Source organism: Tardiphaga sp. (assembly GCF_044336785.1).
Taxonomy (GTDB): Bacteria; Pseudomonadota; Alphaproteobacteria; order Rhizobiales; family Xanthobacteraceae; genus Tardiphaga.
The window spans coordinates 58,165-78,293 of the sequence record NZ_JBIIOT010000015.1 but is presented as its reverse complement, the minus strand read 5'-3'; the positions used below and the strand labels follow the sequence as shown (position 1 = coordinate 78,293).

The 20,129-nt window shown below is 61.5% G+C and carries 18 protein-coding genes; 8 read left to right on the top strand and 10 right to left on the bottom strand.

Annotated elements, in window-relative coordinates:
• The coding region (locus ACIQ2A_RS07215; protein ID WP_398477315.1) for a hypothetical protein at positions 1-529 on the top strand (529 nt) is incomplete at its 5' end.
• On the opposite strand, the gene ACIQ2A_RS07210 is transcribed toward ACIQ2A_RS07215, so the two are convergent.
• Complete coding sequence (locus tag ACIQ2A_RS07210; protein ID WP_398477313.1) at positions 513-1,658, bottom strand: FUSC family protein; 1,146 nt, start codon at positions 1,656-1,658, stop codon at positions 513-515. The two genes, ACIQ2A_RS07215 and ACIQ2A_RS07210, sit on opposite strands and share 17 nt — an antisense overlap.
• Positions 1,659-1,783: 125 nt before the next feature.
• Between ACIQ2A_RS07210 and ACIQ2A_RS07205 the strand changes: the two genes are divergently transcribed.
• The 5 genes from ACIQ2A_RS07205 to ACIQ2A_RS07185 all read left to right on the top strand — a co-directional run bounded on the left by ACIQ2A_RS07205 (position 1,784) and on the right by ACIQ2A_RS07185 (position 8,411).
• Entirely contained in the window at positions 1,784-3,148 is a 1,365-nt protein-coding gene (locus ACIQ2A_RS07205) for an MmgE/PrpD family protein (RefSeq protein WP_398477311.1), read from the top strand.
• A 114-nt stretch (positions 3,149-3,262) separates the two neighbouring features.
• Positions 3,263-3,868, top strand: coding sequence for a DUF1080 domain-containing protein (locus tag ACIQ2A_RS07200; RefSeq protein WP_398477309.1), 606 nt, complete (start codon positions 3,263-3,265; stop codon positions 3,866-3,868).
• A gap of 239 nt (positions 3,869-4,107) precedes the next feature.
• On the top strand, positions 4,108-5,025 hold the full coding sequence (locus ACIQ2A_RS07195) for a pirin family protein (RefSeq protein ID WP_398477307.1): 918 nt from the start codon (positions 4,108-4,110) through the stop codon (positions 5,023-5,025).
• A 114-nt stretch (positions 5,026-5,139) separates the two neighbouring features.
• Positions 5,140-6,057 carry a phosphoribosylaminoimidazolesuccinocarboxamide synthase gene (locus ACIQ2A_RS07190; protein ID WP_398477305.1) on the top strand — a complete coding sequence of 306 codons (918 nt, stop codon included), beginning with the start codon at positions 5,140-5,142 and terminating at the stop codon, positions 6,055-6,057.
• A gap of 164 nt (positions 6,058-6,221) precedes the next feature.
• The gene (locus tag ACIQ2A_RS07185; protein ID WP_398477303.1) at positions 6,222-8,411 is read left to right on the top strand and encodes an SLC26A/SulP transporter family protein; all 2,190 of its coding nucleotides are present in this window, start codon (positions 6,222-6,224) and stop codon (positions 8,409-8,411) included.
• A gap of 15 nt (positions 8,412-8,426) precedes the next feature.
• Here ACIQ2A_RS07185 and ACIQ2A_RS07180 read toward each other — a convergent pair whose 3' ends face one another.
• The 4 genes from ACIQ2A_RS07180 to ACIQ2A_RS07165 all read right to left on the bottom strand — a co-directional run bounded on the left by ACIQ2A_RS07180 (position 8,427) and on the right by ACIQ2A_RS07165 (position 12,709).
• Positions 8,427-9,197, bottom strand: coding sequence for a hypothetical protein (locus ACIQ2A_RS07180; RefSeq protein WP_398477301.1), 771 nt, complete (start codon positions 9,195-9,197; stop codon positions 8,427-8,429).
• Between the two features lie 132 nt (positions 9,198-9,329).
• Positions 9,330-10,559, bottom strand: a complete 1,230-nt coding sequence (locus ACIQ2A_RS07175) for a Zn-dependent hydrolase (protein WP_398477299.1) — start codon at positions 10,557-10,559, stop codon at positions 9,330-9,332.
• 233 nt (positions 10,560-10,792) lie between these two features.
• Complete coding sequence (locus tag ACIQ2A_RS07170; RefSeq protein WP_398477297.1) at positions 10,793-12,262, bottom strand: NAD-dependent succinate-semialdehyde dehydrogenase; 1,470 nt, start codon at positions 12,260-12,262, stop codon at positions 10,793-10,795.
• 117 nt (positions 12,263-12,379) lie between these two features.
• Positions 12,380-12,709, bottom strand: coding sequence for a hypothetical protein (locus ACIQ2A_RS07165; RefSeq protein WP_353922932.1), 330 nt, complete (start codon positions 12,707-12,709; stop codon positions 12,380-12,382).
• 269 nt (positions 12,710-12,978) lie between these two features.
• On the opposite strand from ACIQ2A_RS07165, the gene ACIQ2A_RS07160 reads away from it, so the two are divergent.
• Entirely contained in the window at positions 12,979-14,163 is a 1,185-nt protein-coding gene (locus tag ACIQ2A_RS07160; RefSeq protein ID WP_398477294.1) for a serine hydrolase domain-containing protein, read from the top strand.
• A 2-nt stretch (positions 14,164-14,165) separates the two neighbouring features.
• Here the strand turns inward: ACIQ2A_RS07160 and hppD are convergent, their stop codons facing one another.
• Positions 14,166-15,290, bottom strand: a complete 1,125-nt coding sequence (gene hppD / locus ACIQ2A_RS07155; protein WP_398477292.1) for a 4-hydroxyphenylpyruvate dioxygenase — start codon at positions 15,288-15,290, stop codon at positions 14,166-14,168.
• A 136-nt stretch (positions 15,291-15,426) separates the two neighbouring features.
• Here hppD and ACIQ2A_RS07150 point away from each other — a divergent pair, with 136 nt between their 5' ends.
• Positions 15,427-15,900 (top strand): Lrp/AsnC family transcriptional regulator, encoded by a 474-nt coding sequence (locus tag ACIQ2A_RS07150; RefSeq protein WP_398477290.1) that lies wholly within the window; start codon positions 15,427-15,429, stop codon positions 15,898-15,900.
• 5 nt (positions 15,901-15,905) lie between these two features.
• Here the strand turns inward: ACIQ2A_RS07150 and hmgA are convergent, their stop codons facing one another.
• From hmgA to ACIQ2A_RS07130, 4 genes are read right to left on the bottom strand one after another with little or no spacing between them, the layout of a single operon-like run.
• On the bottom strand, positions 15,906-17,252 hold the full coding sequence (gene hmgA, locus ACIQ2A_RS07145) for a homogentisate 1,2-dioxygenase (protein WP_398477288.1): 1,347 nt from the start codon (positions 17,250-17,252) through the stop codon (positions 15,906-15,908).
• Between the two features lie 3 nt (positions 17,253-17,255).
• The gene (locus tag ACIQ2A_RS07140) at positions 17,256-18,209 is read right to left on the bottom strand and encodes an MBL fold metallo-hydrolase (protein ID WP_398477286.1); all 954 of its coding nucleotides are present in this window, start codon (positions 18,207-18,209) and stop codon (positions 17,256-17,258) included.
• A gap of 27 nt (positions 18,210-18,236) precedes the next feature.
• A complete protein-coding gene (locus tag ACIQ2A_RS07135; RefSeq protein ID WP_398477284.1) occupies positions 18,237-18,458 on the bottom strand; it encodes a DUF2783 domain-containing protein in 222 nt (73 codons plus the stop codon).
• Between the two features lie 2 nt (positions 18,459-18,460).
• The gene (locus ACIQ2A_RS07130; protein WP_398477281.1) at positions 18,461-20,065 is read right to left on the bottom strand and encodes an FAD-dependent oxidoreductase; all 1,605 of its coding nucleotides are present in this window, start codon (positions 20,063-20,065) and stop codon (positions 18,461-18,463) included.
• Positions 20,066-20,129: the final 64 nt, after the last annotated feature.

Here is a 20,129-nt window from a genome sequence, read left to right as displayed (position 1 = left end):
CAGGCGGCGCGGGAACGGCGCGGACGTGGCGCCGTTAATCTGCATGACTTTTTCAGAATTCGATTTGCAGCGCAATGAGACCGTCCATCTCGCCTTGGCTCGCGCGTTCGACGCGGCCTGGGAGCCTTTCATTGCGCACGAAGGTGAGCACGCTGATACCGACGACAATCGCCGCCGGCTGGCAGCGCGCATCGTTGCGCTGGCGCGTTCGGGACAGACTGACGAGGGCGAACTCAGCGAGGCCGGTCTGACCTACCTGCGTGTGTTGAGAGAAGCATCGTATCTGTCAGAGCGCATCCGCGAGATGCCGTCGCCCGGATTGGCGCCGGACGACCAGCAATTCGGCCATGACGCAATCGAGGCGATGTCATCGGCACTGGATCTCTGCATCGACGAATTGCCGCTTGCGATTCCAGCCGACGCGGTTCAGGTGCTCTCCAGCAGCATCGTCGATGAGGCCGCGCGTGGCGAGCGCGATCCGGAGCGGCTGCATTTCCACGCCATGGCGATGCTCATGTCGCGTCAATAACTGTCTTGCCACGCAGCGGCGGATCGACCTCGGCCCATTCCGACACGCAGCGTTCGAGGTCCCTCAAATTTTGTCGCATCTGCTCGAGCGAGAAGCCGATAGCGAAGAAGCGCTCGGCCATGTCGCCAGGCAGGCCGCGCGTCAGCCCTTCCTGGCGCAATTTTGCGACTTCTTCACCATAAAGTTTCAAGGCCGTCTGCACCGGATAAATGGCCGGCGCGCCGGTGCCGCTGCGGAGCGCGACAGCGGTCGAATGCAGAAAAGTGGCCATGGTATCGCTGACCCGCGCCAGCGGACCGACCAATCTGATCTGCAAGGAAGACGGCAGCGGCACCACCGTGGACCGTCCGATCATCACCAGATCGTGGCGCAACCGCAGCGTGGTGCGCAGCAATGGCCCGGTATCGGGGCCCCTTGAGAGATGCGCCGCGCGTTCGCGCTCCGCTTCGGCGCCGATTGTCTGCAAGCTGGTAATCGCATGGCCGATGCCATCCTGCAGCCGATGCAATGTTTCGTTGTCGCGGCCACGGGTCAGCGCGGCGAGAAGCTCGGTCAGCGCGGTTGCGATCAGATCTAGCGCATGCGCGGCATTGGCCCGAACCTGACTATGCGCCCGTGACGGCAGCACGAGGAAAGACACCAGCAGGCCAGTGATGGCGCCGACACTCACTTCGAGCACACGATCGATGGCTGATTCCAGCGGCGTGTTATGGTTCATCAATGGCAATAACAGCACGATGATCGCCGTCACAGGCGCGACATTGAGGCTCGGATTGATCGCTGCGACAAAGGCCAGCGGCAACACCGCCAGCACCAGAACGAGCAGCAGCATGCCCTCATTGGCATGCGGGATGAGGATTGCCACCGTACCGCCATAGACGGCGCCCCCGATCGTTCCAATCAGGTAATCGCGCGTCGCCTTCAGCGAGCGGCCGACACTCATCTGGGTAACGATGATCGAGGTCAGAACCGCCCAAAGCGGCAGCTTGAGGCCAACGGCCAGCGCGATCACCAGCGCACTCAGGGCCGCTGCGGTGACCCGGATGCCAAGGCCGAGCTCGATCGTATGGGCGCGGAAATAGGCGACCACGCGCTTCAGCGCCCCAAAGATTTTCCGAAATACGGACATGTAACGATCGATCCCCGAAACAGACATCACGGCCGGCCCGCATGGCTGATCCCCGCGCCGCCATGCCGGCTTGAAACGCCGAAACAGCCCGCATAGAGCTAATTCGATAAGAGTGAGGAAACACAATGGCCAATGAGACCGCAACGCTTGCCGCCTATGTCGCCAATCTGAAATTCGACGACATTCCGCAGGAGGTGCTGGAACGCGCCAAGTGCCTCACCCTCGACTATCTCGGCAGCACCATTCGCGCCCGCAGCGAGGCGGAATCGACCCCCTCGCTGCTGAAAATGCTGGAGACCCTGGCGCTGGACGGCAAGGGCGATGCCACCGTGTTCGGCGACAGCAAGACCTGGACCCCGGCCGTGGCGGCGCTGCTCAATGGCGCGCTCGGCCATTCGCTTGATTTCGACGACACCCATGCCGACTCCTCGCTGCATCCCAGCGCGCCGGTGGTCCCGGCCGCCTTCGCGGTCGGCGAGATGGTCGGCGCGTCGGGCAAGGACGTACTGACGGCCATCGTTGCCGGCTATGAAGTGTGCTGCCGGCTTGGCAATGCGCTCGACCCCACCTCGCATTATGCCAAGGGGTTTCACCCCACCGCCACTGCCGGCACCTATGGTGCTGCCGCAGCGGCCGGCAAGCTTTTCGGCCTCAGCCAAGAACAGCTCATCTCGGCTTTCGGCGTCTCCGGCAGCCAGGCGGCGGGCTCGCTGCAATTCCTTGTCAATGGCGCCTGGAACAAGCGCTATCAGGTCGGCGCCGCCGCCATGAATGGCGTGATCGCCGCCACGCTGGCGCGCAATGAATTCGTCGGTGCCACCGAGTCGGTGGAAGGCAAGCATGGCCTGCTCGTCGGCTATAGTGACGACGCGCATCCCGAGAAGGCCACGGCTGACCTGGGCTCGGTCTATGAAACCATGAAGATCGGTGTGAAGCCTTATCCGAGCTGCCGCTATACGCATGCCGCCATCGACACGCTGATCGCGATGCGCCGCGAGCACAACCTGACGCCGGAGCAGGTCAAGCGCGTTGAGATCGGCCTGCATCGCAATGGCATCACGCTGACCGGCGATGCCGCCACCAAGCGCCATCCGACCTCCATCGTCGGCGGCCAGTTCTCGATGTTCTTCACCGGTGCGCTGGCGCTGGATCAGGGCTCGTTCGGCTGGGACGATTATAAGCGTCTCGGCGATGCGGCCATCGACACGCTGGCCGATCGTTTCGACGTGGTTCAGGACGAACGCCTCGAAGGCAAGCGCCATCCCTTTGGTGCGCGCGTGAGCATCCACACCGAGGACGGTGTGCATGAGCGGATCGCGCCGGATCCGTCAGGCGAGCCGGACTCCTTCCCGGATGCATCGGCCATGCAGCAGAAATTCTTGCTGCTCGCCCGGCCAGTGCTCGACAAGCGCGCCGAGAAATTCGCCGACGCCATCCTGACGCTGGAGCGTTTCGATCGCGTGGCGACTGCAACGGCGCTCGGTCGCTAATAGCCGAAGCGGCCACACCGCACTGCAACCACGAATAACGCAGTCCGGCCGTTTACACCCTCTCACTCCCATTGCTATCGTTGCGACAATAAGAAGCAATGGGAGGAGACCTCAATGAAGCGCATCACAGCGATCGCGACCGCTATCACGCTCGGCTCTATCGCACTTTCCGTCATTCAACCGGCGTCCAGCCAATCCGATGGCGGATGGGTGACGCTGGTCGACAGCACCAAGATGGGCGACTGGGACAAGGTCGGCGACGCCAATTGGGAGATGAAGGACGGCGCGCTCGCTGCCGACAAGCTGTTGTCCGGCAAGGACCTCGCTTATCTCGTCAGCAAGAAGCCGTATAAGGATTTCCAGATCAAGGCGGAATTCTGGACCGACGCAGAAGCCAATAGCGGCATCTTCATCCGCTGCGACAATCCGAAAATGATCGACGGCAAGACCTGCTACGAGGTCAACATCTTCGACAAGCGGCCTGACCCGTCCTACGGCACCGGCGCCATCGTGGACGTCGCCAAGGTCGATCCGATGCCGAAGGCGGCCGATAAGTGGAATACCTACGAGATCACCGCCAAGGGACCGAAGCTGACCGTGATCCTGAACGGCCAGAAGACCGTCGATGTCGAGGACACCAAGCACGCCACTGGCCCGATCGCCCTGCAATACGGCTCCGGCGTGGTGAAATTCCGCAAGGTGCAGATCAAGGAGCTGTAGCTCCCGGTCCACTTGCGCTTCCGAGCCCCCTCACTCCGCCCTCCTCCTGAGGTGCCCGCCGCTTGGCGGGCCTCGAAGGATGCGGAGCTGGGCACCGGTCCCTGTGACCATCCTGCGAGGCGGTTGCGATTGCGACGGCACCTCAGGATGACGGCTGAGTGGGTGGCTGTATAGCCGGACACAGCGTCGCAAAATCGGCGACTACTCCCGTCCCGCCATTTTCTGCTATGGTGCCAGCCATGAGCTGGCACCCTTCCAACGACCCCATCCTCGGCGATCCCCACACCTGCGACGCGCTGGAGCTTGCGATCATTCCACGCACGCGCGATCTCGGCGACGGCTTTGCCGTGCGCCGCGCGCTGCCTCATGGCAAGCGGCAGATGGTCGGGCCCTTTATCTTCTTCGATCATTTCGGCCCGATGCAATTCATCGCCGGTAAGGGGATGGATGTGCGGCCGCATCCGCATATCGGCCTGTCCACCGTCACCTATCTGTTCGACGGCGCCATCATGCATCGCGACAGCGAGGGCAATGTGCGCGAGATCCAGCCTGGCGCCATGAACCTGATGACCGCCGGCCGCGGGATCGCCCATTCTGAACGCACCCCGGATGTCGAGCGCGCCAACGGCCAAAAGATGCTGGGCCTGCAAAGCTGGATCGCGCTGCCAAAGGGATCCGAAGAGATCGATCCCTCGTTCCAGCATTATGGTGCCGACAGCCTGCCGACCATTCGGGACACCGGCTTCTCGGCCCGCGTGATTGCGGGCAAGGCGTTCGGCAAGGCTTCACCGGTCTCGATGGTGTCACCCTGGTTCTATGTCGAGGTGACCGCCACCGCAGGCACCACAGTCCCGCTCGATCCCGATCACGAGGAGCGGGCAATTTATGTGGCGGATGGCGAAATCGAGATCGCCGGCGACCGCCACGAGGGTCCCAAGCTGCTGATCTTCCGCCCCGGCGACGAAATCACCATCCGGGTCCAGCGCGACACCCGGATGATGTTCCTCGGCGGCGACGCCCTGGAGGGGCCACGGCATCTGTGGTGGAACTTCGTGTCTTCCAGCAAGGAGCGCATCGAGCAGGCGAAAGAGGACTGGAAGACCGGTCGCTTCGCCCATGTGCCCGATGAACACGAATTTATCCCGCTGCCAGAGTAGAACGCCGTCATCCGAGCGCTGCGAAGCCATCCAAAAAGCCAATAACCGGATTGCTTCGTCGCGACGTCCCCGCAATAACAGGGGACGCAAATGCCTTCTCGGAAAGACACTGACATGACCACCATGGCCTCGAGCGACCTGCCCCTCCCCAAGATCGGGCGCGGCAAGGTGCGTGACATTTACGCGGTCGGCGAGGACCGCGTGCTGCTGCTGACGACCGACCGCATCAGCGCATTCGATGTCGTCATGAACGAGACCATCCCGATGAAGGGCGCGGTGCTGACCCAGATCAGCGCCTGGTGGTTCAACCAGCTCGGCGGCGTGGTGCCGCATCACATGATCTCCGCCGATGCCGACGAGATCATCAAGGAAGTCCCCGCTCTCGAAGGCCACCACGCGGCGCTGGCCGGCCGCGCCATGCTCTGCAAGCGCACGACTGTCTTCCCGATCGAATGTGTCATCCGTGGTTACATTTCCGGCTCGGCCTGGAAGGAATATGCGGCATCAGGCACGCTGGCCGGCGAAAAGCTGGAAGCCGGCTTGCTCGAGAGCCAGAAATTCCCGGAGCCTGTGTTCAGCCCGGCTACCAAGGCCGAAACTGGCCATGACGAGAACATCCCGGTGTCGCGCATGCGCGAGATCGTCGGCGAGGAGGATGCCTACACGCTCGAAAGCATGACCCGCGCCGTCTATACCCAGGGCGAGCAGATCGCCCGCGAAGCCGGCATCATCATTTGTGACACCAAGTTCGAATTCGGGCGCGACCAGGATGGCCGCATTATCCTGATCGACGAGGTGATGACCCCTGACAGTTCGCGCTTCTGGGCGGCTGATGTCTACAAGCCCGGCCAGGCGCAGCCGAGCTTCGACAAGCAGCCGCTGCGCGACTGGCTCGATATCGAGCGCAAGGCCGGCCGCTGGAATGGCGAGGCCCCGCCTCCGACACTGCCGCAGGCGGTGATCGACGCCACCAGCCAACGCTATCTCGATGCCTATCGCCGCCTGACCGGCACCGAGTTCAAGGTTAAATAACGCGCAGTTTTCTGAGCGCTTTCAGTAAAATTTCAGTGTTAGGAAACCGCGCGCTCGTCTACCAGAGATGGTAGCGCATGCGCGGTCGCGTGCGCCCTGGAAGGTCGGCACGTGGGCAATCACACAATTGGGGTGCAGCTCTCCCTCTGCGGGAGAGACTGCGCGTGAGCAGCATCGCACTTACCCCCGCTGTCCGCGGCTGGCGCAATGACCTTTTCAGCGGCGCTATTGCCAGCGTTCTCACCATCAGCTTCGGCCTGTCCTATTCGGTGCTGATCTTCTCCGGCCCGCTGGCCTCCTTCCTGCCTTATGGCATCGCCGCGACCTTCATTGCGGCCAGTGTCGCGGCAGCCGTGATCGCCCTCGGCAGCTCGTTTCCATTCGCCATCGGTGGCCCCGAAAGCTCCACCGCGGCTGTGACAGCGATCCTGTCGGCGACCCTCGTTGAGTACATTGTCGCGCAATCCGAACCGACGGCAATCCTCGGGCCGGTTCTGATCACATTGTCCGCCGCCACGATCCTGACCGGCCTGGTGTTGTGCGGCCTTGGCATCACCCATATGGGCCGTGCGATCCGTTACGTTCCCTATCCGGTCATCGGCGGCTTTCTCGGTGCGACCGCCTGCCTGATCGTCTCCGGCGGCGTCCAGGTCAGCACTGGGGTGAAGCTGCAATTCGCCAATCTCGGCAGGCTGGCCACTCCGGTCGCGCTCTATGAACTCTGCGCCGCTGGCGCGGTGGCGCTGACGATCTATGCGATCTGGCACAAATCGCGAAAGCCGATGGCACTGCCGGCCATCCTGCTTGCCGCTATCGCCATCGCGCATCTGGTGTTCTGGCTGTCCGGGACCTCGATCCTGCAGGCGCAGGCCATGGGCTGGACCTTCGCGTCACCACCCAAGGCCAGCCTGACTCTGCCCTGGACCTTTCTTGCCGAACCTTATCCGTGGGACGCCCTGCCCGGCCTGATCGGCAATTTTATCGCCGTGATCTTCGTCACTGCTGTGAGTACGCTGTTCAACACCACCGGGATCGAGGTCGCGGCCCACCGCGAAGCCGATATCGAGCGCGAGCTGAATGTCACCGGCGCGGCCAATATCCTGACGGGATTGCTTGGGGGCTATGCAAGTTGCATTTCCATCAGCCGCTCCGTGCTCAACCTCAACAGTGGCGCCACCAGCCGCCTGTCCGGCATGACCGTGGCCGTCATTGCCGCATCCATGTTGGTGGTCGATTCCGCGCTGCTGGCTTACATGCCGCGCTTCGTGCTCGGCGGGTTGTTGCTCTATCTCGGCATGGAGCAGCTGCATCGCTGGATCGTCGATAGCCGCAAGCGGCTGTCGCTGCTCGACTACCTGTCGCTGCTGGCCATCATCCTCATCATTATCAAATGGGGATTTGTTGCCGGCGTGCTGATCGGCATCGTGATCGGCTGCGCCACCTTTGCACTCAGTGTCTCTCGCGTTTCATCGATCAAATACGGATTTGACGGCTCGGAATACCGCTCGTCCCTCGACCGTTCTCTGGAAGATCAACGCACGCTGATTGCCCATGGCAAGGAGATCCAGGGCCTCAATCTGCAGAGCTATCTGTTCTTCGGATCGGCCAACCGGCTCTATCTGCATGTGAAGGCGTTGCTGCGCCGGCATCCGGAATGTCGTTATCTGGTATTCGACTTCAAGCTCGTCACCGGTATCGATTCATCGGCTGCGCATTCCTTTGCCCAGATCAAGCGTGTCGCACGCGAACACGGCACCACGCTGGTGCTGGCCAATCTGCATCCGGCCGCCAACCGAAATCTGCGCGCCAGCCTGTTCATCGACAACGAAGTGCAGATCGCCGCTGACCTCGATCGCGCGCTGGAATGGTGCGAGAACGAGGTGATCACGCAGCATCGCGGCCTCGCCGAGGAAGAGGCCAATCTGCGCGACTGGTTCACCCGCATTCTGCGGACACCGGAGGATGCGGAGGAGTTGATGCGGCGCTGTCAGCGTGTCGAGGTTGCTGCCGGCGGCACCGTGGTGCAGGCCGGCGATACCGCTGACTCCATGCACTTCATTCTTGATGGTCGCCTCGGCATCATGGTCCCGAATGGCGACGGTCATCTCACCCGGGTCCGCAGCCTTGGCCGCTATACGACGGTCGGCGAGATGGGGCTCGTCGCCTATGCGCCGCGCAGTGCGACCATTCAGGCAGAGGTGGCGAGTATTCTGTATGTGCTCCGTGCCGACGCCTTCGAGGACATCAAGCAGAACCACCCGGCCCTGAGCCAGAAGCTGCTGACCTATTTCGTATCGGTGATGGCCGAGCGGCTGGCTTTTGCAAGCCGGATGATTGCGGTACTGCGGCGCTAGACCCGGCGAAACCGCTTAATGTTGGTGTCCGTGACCGCCACCCGCTAGCTGGAACGACGACATCAACGACACCACGAGATTGAATCGTGTCGAATCCGGATCACCGCGAACGGCGAGCAGAATCTTTTTACGGGCGATCGCAGGCAGGCGATCGTCCTTTGCCTCCACCAGCGGCAAGGTGATGCCATGTCGCGGAGCCACCGCCAGACACTTCCCGCAGCGGACAGCCGTCAGCTTTGAAGCATAGTCCGGCCCCGTGAACATCACGCGATAGTCACGCCCGCCATCCGACAGCGCCTTCAGGATGATGTGTTGATCCGGCGGCCAGGTAGCGAGCGGAAGCGGCGCGTCTGCGTCGAACACAAACGTCTGCGCCTTGACCCATGCGAATTCAATGTCGAATTCTGCGACAAGATCGTCACCCAGGATCGATCGATGATCTTTCACATCCATCACCATGGCGACATCGACTTCGTCGTCATCGAATGACTTGACGATCTTTGAGCAAATATCAGACGTGACCGATGCGTTTTCCAGCACCGCATTGGCCGGACGATCGACGAGGAAATTCAGCAGCATGCTGCTGATACCGATCCTGACATCACCGCCATGGCCAGTTGTGTCCGAGGATCTCCGGCGCGCGTCTTTCTCGGCCAGAAGCTGACGCGCCTTGTGGAGCAGATGCCGACCAATGTCGGTCAATTCTACACCGGCCCGTGTGCTTGCGCGCATCGGCGCACCGGTCTTTACATCTTCTCGCGGACTGCGATCTCCGGGATTCTGCAAATCATGCTCCCATCACCGAAATACCAGCACCTTGTGCGAGCTTACGAGCTTATATGAATCCCCAGGCATGGCCAAGCGTTGCTTCTTGGCCGGCTCAATATCTGCAGTGCAACATATTTGGACGCCAATTGTTCAACCAGCCAGCTTGATCACGGCATTGAGCAAAACGCTGGCGCCATCGCTGCACTGGGCAGGCGTACTATATTCCGTCTCGCTATGGCTGATACCGGTTTCGCTGGGGATGAAGAAAAGGCCTGTCGGGCAAAAATCCATCATCGGTACAGCGTCATGGCTCGCGACGGTCAGTATGTCGCGCTGCGTGAAGCCAAGCGAGGTCGTTGTCTCGCGGATCAGCGCGCACATGTCATCGTGACAATTGATCGGACCGAACTCGAAATACTGATCCAAAGCGACCGACAAACCATAGTCCGTCGCAACCTTGGCGCAGGCATCGCGCAACTCGGCTTCCATCGCCAGAGCTTCGTCCGCATCGGGATGGCGAACGTCGCAACTCAATCGAACTTCCTGCGGAATGACACCGCGCACATTGGGCTCGACCTCGATATAGGGCGCATTAGAACGGCCATCGCGTCCGCGTGAGCGGCCGATACGGTTGATCTCGAGGATCAGCGCAGCGGCTCCCACCATGGCGTCGTGGCGCTGCTCCATCAGTGTCGGTCCGACATGCGCGGCCTGCCCTTTGATGGTGGCCACAAAGTAACGTGCCTTGAACGAGCCGGTCACCACCCCGATCTGTTCGCCGCCCTCTTTCAGCAATGGACCCTGCTCGATATGGGTTTCCAGATAGGCGCTGAAACGTCGACCGCCGACCGGCACATCGCCGGCGGCCCCGATCGCCTGCAGCGCCTCGCCGACGCTAACTCCTGATGGGTCCTGACGCGAGAGCGCGAAGTCGAGCGCGATATCACCCGTGAAAACCGATGATCCCATCGTCATCGGCGAGAAACGAGCGCCTTCCTCATTGGTCCAGGCGATCAGTTCGATGGGCCGCTGCGTGGTGACGCCAAGATCCTGCAGGCGACGCATCACTTCGAGACCTGCGAGCACGCCATAGGCGCCGTCGAACTTACCGCCGGTCGGCACCGTGTCGAGATGGCTGCCGATCGCCACCGGCGCCGCATCACGATCCGTCCCCCCCCTGCGGGCGAAGATGTTGCCGATGCGATCCACCGTCACGACGCAGCCCGCCTCTTCGGCCCAGTGTTTGAACAAGATGCGGGCGCGACCTTCTTCCTCCGACAGAGCCAGCCGTCGGCAACCGCCACCGGCCGTGCCACCGATCGCGCCCATCTCCATCAGGGTCGACCAAAGCCGATCGCTGTTCGCCGTTGGCATGCTCATCACTCGCTCCTTGCTCGCTTGCCTATGTGGCATGCGTATCTACCAGAGGTGTTGCTGATGCAGGAAATGCGCCGTCTTGATCGCGACCGCTATGCCACGAAACGGCACCGGCCTCTCGATTTTTCATGGCCCGAGATGAGACGATGCCAATACGGAAATCACACCAGAAACACGAATGCCCGGCACAAGGCCGGGCACCAGGAATGACAGGTTCGATTGAAGGCGACGTCGCCTTAGATGCCCGACATCATGATGTATTTGATCTCGACATACTCTTCCATGCCGTGATGCGAGCCTTCACGACCAAGGCCGGATTCCTTCACGCCGCCGAACGGCGCGACTTCCGTGGTGATCAGGCCCGTATTGACGCCGACCATGCCGGACTCCAGCGCTTCAGCGACGCGCCAGACGCGACCGAGATCGCGTGAGTAGAAATACGACGCCAGACCGAACGGTGAGGCGTTGCACATGGCGATCACGTCGGCTTCATCCTTGAAGCGGAACACCGGCGCCAGCGGGCCAAAGGTCTCTTCCTGCGACACCAGCGCATCCGGCTTTACATTGGCGAGCACAGTCGGCTCGAAGAAGGTGCCGCCCAGCGCATGACGCTTGCCGCCGGTGACGACCTTGGCGCCGCCCTTCACAGCATCCGCGATGTGGCGTTCGACCTTTTCGATCGCCTTCTCATTGATCAGCGGCCCCTGGGTGACGCCCTGTTCGGTGCCGTCGCCGACCTTCATCGCTGCGACCTTCTTGGACAGTTTCTCAACGAACTGGTCGTAGATGCCGTCCTGCGCGTAAAGGCGGTTGGCGCAAACGCAGGTCTGGCCCATGTTGCGATACTTCGAGACGATCGCGCCCTCCACGGCCGCATCGATATCGGCATCGTCGAACACCACGAATGGCGCATTGCCGCCGAGTTCGAGGCCGAGCTTCTTCACGCCGACCGAGGCCTGCTTGTAGAGGATCTTGCCGACATTGGTGGAGCCGGTGAAGCCGACGAACCGCACGGCGGGATGCTCGCAGAGCACCAGACCGATCGACGACGCATCGCCGGTGAGAATGTTGAGCACGCCCTTCGGCACGCCGGCGCGCTCGGCAAGTTCGGCAAGCACCAGCGCGGACAGCGGCGTTTCATTGGCGGGCTTGAGCACCACGGTGCAGCCTGCGGCCAATGCCGGCGCCACCTTGCGGGTGATCATCGAATTCGGGAAATTCCACGGCGTGATGGCGCCGCAGACGCCGATCGGCTGCTTGATGGCGAGCAGGCGGGCATCGGCGCGCTGGGTCGGGATGGTCTCGCCGTAAACGCGGCGTGCTTCCTCGGCGAAGAACTCGATATAGGCGGCGCCGATATCCACCTCGCCCAGAGCTTCGGCCAGCGGCTTGCCCTGCTCTGTGGTCAGGATCAGCGCGAGGTCTTCGCGATTGGCGATGATCAGTTCAAACCACTTGCGCAGGATGTTGGAGCGCTGCTTGGCAGTGAACTTGGCCCAGGCGGGGAAAGCCTTCTCGGCCGCTTCGACGGCCTGCGTCGTTTCCTTGGCGCCGAAATTCGGCACCCTGGCGATCTCGACAAGGTTAACCGGGTTGGTGACCACGGTCTCGCCCGTGCCGACCCAGGCGCCGTCGATGTAGCACTTGTCGCGCAGCAGCGAGGGGTCTTTCAGGCGGGCGGCAAGCGAGGACGAGGTCGATGACATGGGCTATTCTCCTGCAGAAAATGTCGCGGACGTATAGCCGCGGAACAAGGCAGGAGTACAGGCCCGATTGCCCCCGCGCCGGGAATGGCAGCTATCGGGGCGGCAAATCGCCTGCAATCAGGCAGCACCGCGCATATAGGTCTCTCGTCGGTCGATCATCCGCTCAAAGGCAATCTTTGCGGTAGCGCGGCTGGAAGTCGGGAAAGTCCGATATTCGAGCTCTGGCAGCATCGCCGCATCCCGGCGCCCGAACCACGAAATGAAGGATTTCGGAGGTGCCGAAATTTTCGCCAGCGCCTGCGCCAGATTGTCAGTCGCCTCGAACGCAAACAATGCGCCCGTCTGGGCAACCCGGATTTCGAACAGCCCGGCCCCGATTGGCGCCTCGATGATTTCGCCACGCGATGCGCGGGGATAGCGCTTCCATTCGGTCCAGTTCGCAATCATTGGTCGTACTCCGCAGCCCCTGCGCTGCATCTGCCATACTCGTTAGTGTCGAAAGGCGCTTGCACGTTCAGCTCGATTTTGAACATAGCTGCGCTGGTTTTGTTCCGGCGGGGATCGCGTGATCGCCTCTTCAAATCAGATGGGTGCGCTCAGGCGCCGAAACCAGCGCATTTTAATCACTTCAAAGAGATCTCAAGCTTTCGCATGGCGTCCGAAAGCCGGTAGCATGATCAAAATCAAAACTTGAACGCCTCTTGGGGAGGATCTCCATGCCATCCAGCATCGACATCGACCGGATCATGCAGCAGGCCTGCGACAGCGGCGCCATACCCGGCGCGGTTGTGATGACGGCGACGGGCGATGAGGTCATCTATCAGGGCGCCTTTGGCAGACGCGACATCAGCAAGGATGCCGCGATGACGACCGACAGCGTGTTCTGGATTGCCTCCATGACCAAGGCGATCACCGGCACGGCTGCGATGCAGCTGGTCGAGCGCGGCCAACTGTCGCTGGATGCGCCGATCGGCGAGGTGCTGCCTGACCTCTCGGCCATCCAGGTGCTGGAAGGCTTTGACGCCGACGGCGAGCCACTGCTGCGCCCGGCACGGCGCCCGATCACGCTCCGGCAGCTCCTGACCCACACCGCCGGCTTCTGCTACGACATGATGAATGCCGATATGGGACGGTGGCTGGAAAAGACCGGAACGCCCGTCTTCCGCACCGGCCTTAATGCCGCGATGCGGGTGCCGATCATGACAGATCCCGGCACCCGGTGGGAATATGGCACCAATATCGACTTCGTCGGCAAGGCCGTGGAAGCGGCGAGCGGGCAGCCGCTCGATGTGTATTTTCGCGAGCACATCCTCGGTCCGCTCGGGATGTCCGACACGGCCTTCAAGATCGGCGATGCGCAACGCCAGCGATTGGTGAAAGTCCATCGGCGGAGCGCTGATGGCGCGCTTGCGCCAATGGATTTCGAAATCAGGCAAGACCCGGAATTCTTCGCCGGCGGCGGCGGGCTGTATGGTACCGCGCCCGACTATATCAAATTCACGCGGATGATGCTGAACAAGGGCACAGGCAACGGCCACCGCCTGCTGCAGCCCGAGACCGTGGCGCTGATGAGCGAGAACCACATTGGCGACCTCCATGTCACGCCGATGCTGTCGGCGCTGCCGGCCGTCACCAACGATGCAGAGCTCTGCCCCGGCATCGATAAGAAGCACGGCCTGAGCTTTGTGATCAACATGGCTGCCACACCCGAAGGCCGCAGCGCCGGTAGCCTGGCCTGGGCCGGACTCGCCAACACCTATTACTGGATCGACCCGGTACGCGACGTCACCGGCGTGATCCTGATGCAGGTGCTGCCCTTTGCGGACCGCACCTGCCTTGAGGTGTTTTCGGACTTCGAGCGCGCCGTCTATGCGGGCCTGGATGCGAGGAAAGCAGCGTAACGTTACGCCGCGCTCTTGTCGGCCACCTGCAGCACGCCGCGGCGGATCTGATCTTCCTCGATCGATTCAAACAGCGCCTTGAAATTGCCTTCGCCGAAACCATCGTCACCCTTGCGCTGGATGAACTCGAAGAAGATCGGGCCGATGGCATTCGCCGAGAAGATCTGCAGCAGCACCTTCGTCTCGCCCCCCTCGACCACGCCTTCGCCGTCGATAAGGATGCCGTTATGCTGCAGGCGCGGCACGTCCTCGCCATGCTTCGGAAGACGTGTATCGATCTTCTCGAAATAGGTCTGGGGCGGCGACGGCATGAAAGGCAGGCCATCGGCACGCAGGCTTTCGATGGTCGTGTAGATATCCTTCACACCGCAGGCGATATGCTGAATGCCTTCACCGCGATAGGTGTTGAGATATTCCTCGATCTGCCCGCTATCGCCGGCGTCTTCATTGATAGGAATGCGGATCTTGCCGTCGGGGCTGGTCAGCGCTCGCGAGAACAGGCCGGAGGCGCGGCCTTCGATGTCGAAGAAGCGGATCTGGCGGAAATTGAACAGCTTCTCATAGAAGCCGGTCCAGACATCCATTCGGCCGCGATGAACGTTGTGGGTGAGGTGATCGAGATAAAACAGGCCGGCGCCGACAGGGCGCGGGTTCTTCTCGCCGAGCCAGTCGAATTCACTGTCATAGGCCGAACCCTTGGCGCCGTAGCGATCGACGAAATAGAGCAGACTGCCGCCGATGCCCTTGATGGCAGGCACGTTGAGCGTCTTCTCCGTCGCGCTCACATCGGCAGCTTCGGCACCGAGCGCAATGGCGCGATCATAGGCCTGCTGCGCATCCACGACCCGAAAGGCCATAGACGGCGCACAGGGGCCGTGGGCTGCAACAAATTTGAAGCCATGGGTACCGGGCTCTTCGTTAACGAGATAGTTGATATCGCCCTGGCGATAGACTGTGATCTTCTTGGTCTTGTGCTTAGCGACCGGCGCGTAGCCCATCAGTTTGAACAGCGCATGCAGCTCTTCAGGATTCGGATGCGCATATTCGACGAATTCGAAGCCGTCGGTCCCCATCGGGTTATCGGCCGAAATTCTGGCGGCCGGCGCGTCGTGCGGAAACGGACCCATCGTGTTCTCCCTGCTATGCTGCGGACACATGTCGCTTGATGGCAGTGTGGGGTGTGGCGCACGCAAGGTGCGTGCAATCTGGGTTGCGAAATGTCATGATCATGCACGATCCGTGCATGATGGGAGCATTTCGCGCATGATCGAAGTGGATTCGTTCGATCTGAAGATGCTCGCTGCGCTGCAAAGCGATGGCCGGCTCACCAATCAGCAGCTGGCCGACGCTGTTGGTCTGTCAGCCTCGCAATGCTCGCGGCGGCGCATGCGGCTTGAGGATGAGAAAGTGATATCCGGCTATCATGCTGATCTCACGCCGGAAGCCCTCGGCTTCGGCGTCATCGCTTTCATCCAGGTGACGCTCGCCACGCATTCTCCCGACAATGCGAAGAAGTTTCGCATGTTGGTGCAGCGCGTGGACGAGATCCAGGAGGCCTATTCGCTCACCGGTGATGCCGACTATGTGCTCAAGGCCATCCTGCGCGATCTCAAGGGACTGTCCGATCTCGTCAACGACGTCCTGATGCCGCATCAGAGCGTCGCGCATGTGCGCTCGTCGATCGTGCTGGATCGATTGAAGGAGACGAGCAAACTGCCACTGAAGGCGTTGCGATAGCAGATCTACGGCTTGCTCGGATCGAAACGCTTTTCCAAACCGTTCCAGCAATCCGCATAGTCGCTCTGCAGCGCCGGGGTCGTCGCCGCATATTCGGTGACCCGCTGCGGAAAGCGCGTCTCGAACATGAAGGCCATGGTGCCCGTGAGCTTCACCGGCTTCAGTTCGCCATTGCTGGCGTGATCGAAGGCCTCGCGATCCGGGCCATGCGGCAACATCATATTATGCAGGCTGATGCCACCGGGCACGAAGCCCTGCGGCTTCGCATCATAGACGCCGTAGATGAGCCCCATGAACTCCGACATGATATTCATGTGATACCACGGTGGACGGAAGGTGTTTTCGCCCACCATCCAACGCTCAGGGAAGATGACGAAGTCGATATTCGCCGTGCCAGCCGTTTCCGACGGAGATGTGAGCACGGTGAAGATCGACGGATCGGGATGATCGAAGCCGATGGCGCCGATCGGCGAGAAGCTGCGCAGATCGTATTTGTACGGCGCGTAATTGCCGTGCCAAGCCACGACATCGATGGGTGAGTGACCAAGCTTTGTCATATAGAGCTCGCCGCCCCATTTGACATAAAGCTCGGTCGGCGTGTCCTTGTCTTCATAGGATGCCACGGGGGTGAGAAAATCACGCGCATTGGCAAGGCAATTCGCCCCGATCGGGCCACGCTCCGGCAGCGTGAAGGCGCCGCCATAATTCTCGCAGAGATAGCCGCGTGCCGGCCCATCCGGCAGCTCGACGCGGAACTTGACGCCGCGCGGAATTACCACGATCTCGCCAGGCTCGGCGTGAATGCGGCCGAATTCGGTGACCAGCAGCAAGTGACCTTGCTGCAGCACGAACATCAGCTCGCCATCGGCGTTGTAGAAATTCTGGTCCACCATGGATGCGGTGATCAGATAGACATGCGCGGCCATGCCGGCCTGGGCGCCGGCATCGCCCGCGGTGGTCATCGTATGGATGCCATCCACGAAAGTGCGCTTCTCGCCCGGCATGGGCAGCGGATCCCAGCGCAATTGAGCGATAGGAAGATCGTTCTCATGGCACGGTGCGGTGCGCCAATGTTGGCGATCGACTTTGGTGAAGCGGCCCGAATGTTTTACCGACGGGCGGATGCGATAGAGCCAGGAACGTTCGTTGGTGCCGCGCGGCGCTGTGAACGGTGAGCCAGAAAGTTGCTCCGCGTAGAGGCCGTATGCACAGCGTTGTGGCGAGTTGCGCCCGATCGGCAGCGCGCCGGGCAGCGCTTCGGTCTCGAAGGAATTGCCGAAGCCGGACATATAGCCCGGTGTCACCTGTCCGGTGGCACGCGTCAGGTTCTCAGGCGCGGTGTTGACATTCATGGCTCAATCTCCCTGCAAAGCGGCCCACATCTCGCGGTCGCGCTTGTCGGTCCAGATCACGGGATCGTCGATGCCGGATGCTTCATCATAGGCGCGCGATACATTGAAGGGCAGGCAATGTTCGTAGATGGCGAAGCTTCCAAACTTCTTGTCCATCACATCGCGGGTCGCCGCCATACTCTCCTTCAGGCTACGCCCTTTGGCGACGGATAGTTCGGCTGCGCCATAGAGCGAGGTGACGAAATCGCGCGTCATGGCGATGGCTTCGCGGGTGGTATCGAGGTCATTCAGCGCATCACCTCGGCCCGGCGCAATGGCTTTCGGATTGAAGCTGCGGATTTCGTCCAGCGTGCCCGGCCATTCGCGCAGCCATGCATCGCCGCAGTAACAGGCCGAGTGATATTCAATGAGATCACCCGAGAACATCACTTCGGCATCGGGCACCCAGGCGACGATATCGCCTGACGTATGCCCGGCCCCCAGTTGCATCAGCCGCACTTCGCGCTTGCCGAGATAGATCGACATCTCGCCTTCGAAAGTGAGCGTCGGCCAGGTCAGACCGGGAATGCTCTCTGAGCCCTGGAAGAGACGCGGGAAACGGCCAAACTCGGAATCCCAGTCCTGCTGCCCGCGCTCTTCGACCAACCGATAGGTCTCCTGCGAGGCCACGACGCCCTGTGCCTGGAAGGCAGAGGCGCCGAGCACGCGCACCGCATGGTAATGCGACAACACCACATACTTAATCGGCTTGTCGGTCACCGTGCGGACGCGTTCGATTACCTTGTTCGCAAGTGTCGGCGTCGCCTGCGCATCGAATACGATGCAGCCGTCGTCGCCGACGATGACGGCGGAGTTCGGATCCCCCTCGGCGGTGAAGGCGTAGAGATCCGGGCCGATTTCCGAGAAGGTGATTTTCTTCTCGGCCATATCCGTGGTGGATGCGAAACCTTTTGCCATCGTCGATATCCTTGTGGCTTGTAGAGATCAGGTCGTGACGCCGGACTGCGAATCATCGGGCAATCGGCGTTTTGCGAAGGCGATCGCATCATCGAGCACACCGATGTCGCCGATATGATTGGCAAGGATCAGCACCAGCGCCGCATCGAGCGTGGCGCTTTGCTCGTCGCTGAGACCGCGATGCGCCTCGACGATACGGCGATAGGCGGCGTCGGGATTGGCGAAATTGGATTGCGTGGCCAGCGCCATGGTCACGCTCGTCCACTCGCGCGCGCATGAGCTGCGGCGATGGCCTCGGGCGTCGGATGACGGAAGCGCGCGGCGATATAGCCATCGGGCCGCAGCAGATAGGCCGCATCAGTGCCGTATCGGGCCTTGAACAGTCCGGATTCATCGCGCAGCTGCGCATCGTCACCGATCACCAGACGTGCAACGCCATCGGGCAACGCGATCGGCATCGCATCCGAATGTAGTACGGCGAAGCCGCGCCCGGCCTGCGCGAAACATTCGGATAAGAAGACATGCGCGCCGTCGTCGGTGACGAGCGGTGCATCCGGCATATGCGCGCCGGTGCACGGACCGATCTGCCAATCGTCATCATCGGCGGTTGAAAGCGGCGTCTGATAAACGGACGGTACCGATAAACGCCCACCATTGATCATGCGCTTGGCGAAATCCGCTTCCTTGGCAAGCGACAAGACCGCCGTGCGCAAACGGCTTTCCTGCTTCGAATGCGGCGCGATAAAGTCCGTCGCATGGGTGGATGCACGAATGTTCTCGTCCGCCGCCGGGCCACGCTCGGTATCATAGCTCGTCAGAAGGGATGCCGGCGCTTCGCCGCGCAGAATCAGCGCCAGCTTCCAGGCAAGATTCTCGGCATCTTCGAGACCGGAATTGGCGCCGCGCGCGCCGAAGGGCGAGACTTGATGCGCGGCATCGCCGGCAAAAATCACACGCTCGTGGAGAAAGCGACGCATGCGGCGACACTGGAATTTGTAGACCGAGACCCATTCGAAATCGAACGCATCATGGCCAAGCATGCGCGCAATGCGCGGACGTACCCGCTCGGGACGCCGCTCCTCGGCTGGATCGGCATCGGGTCCAAGCTGCAGATCGATCCGCCAGACATCATCGGGTTGGCGATGCAGCAGCGCCGACTGGCCGGAGTGAAAGGGCGGATCAAACCAGAACCAGCGTTCGGTCGGAAACTCCGCCGTCATCTTGACGTCGGCGATCAGGAACTGATCCTCGAAGACCTCGCCCTCGAAATCCGCGCCGACCATGCCGCGTAGTGCCGAGCGCGCTCCGTCGCACGCGGCGACATAGGCGGCGCGCAGTTTGTAGGGGCCGTCAGGCGTGTCGATGGTGAGCTCAACATGATCATTTCCCTGAACGAGCCCCACCACCTTGTTGCGCCAGCGCAGATCAATCCCGGGCAGTTCGAGCGCGCGATCGACGAGAAACGCTTCGGCATAATATTGCTGAAGATTGATAAAGGCCGGCATCTTGTGGCCGTCCTCGGGCTGGAGATCGAATTGATACAGCATCTCCGAACCGAGAAAGATCTTGCCCACCTTCCACACCACGCCTTTATCGATCATGCGATCGCCGACACCGAGGCGATCCCAATATTCGAGCGAACGCTTGGAAAAACAGATGGCGCGCGATCCATCACCAATCCGGTCGGCATCATCGAGCAACACCACCTTCTGGCCGCGGAGTGCGAGATCGATGGCAAGCGAGAGGCCGACCGGTCCCGCGCCGACCACGACCACGGGATGATGTGCAGCATCCAACGGCGCCCGCGCCTGATCGGGATGCCGGCGATAGCTGAACTGACGGGCCTGTTGCGCCATCGCTCGCTTTCCTGATCGTTTCCTGCCTGCGGGTCTGGGCAAACTGGTCTGGCCAACCAATCAT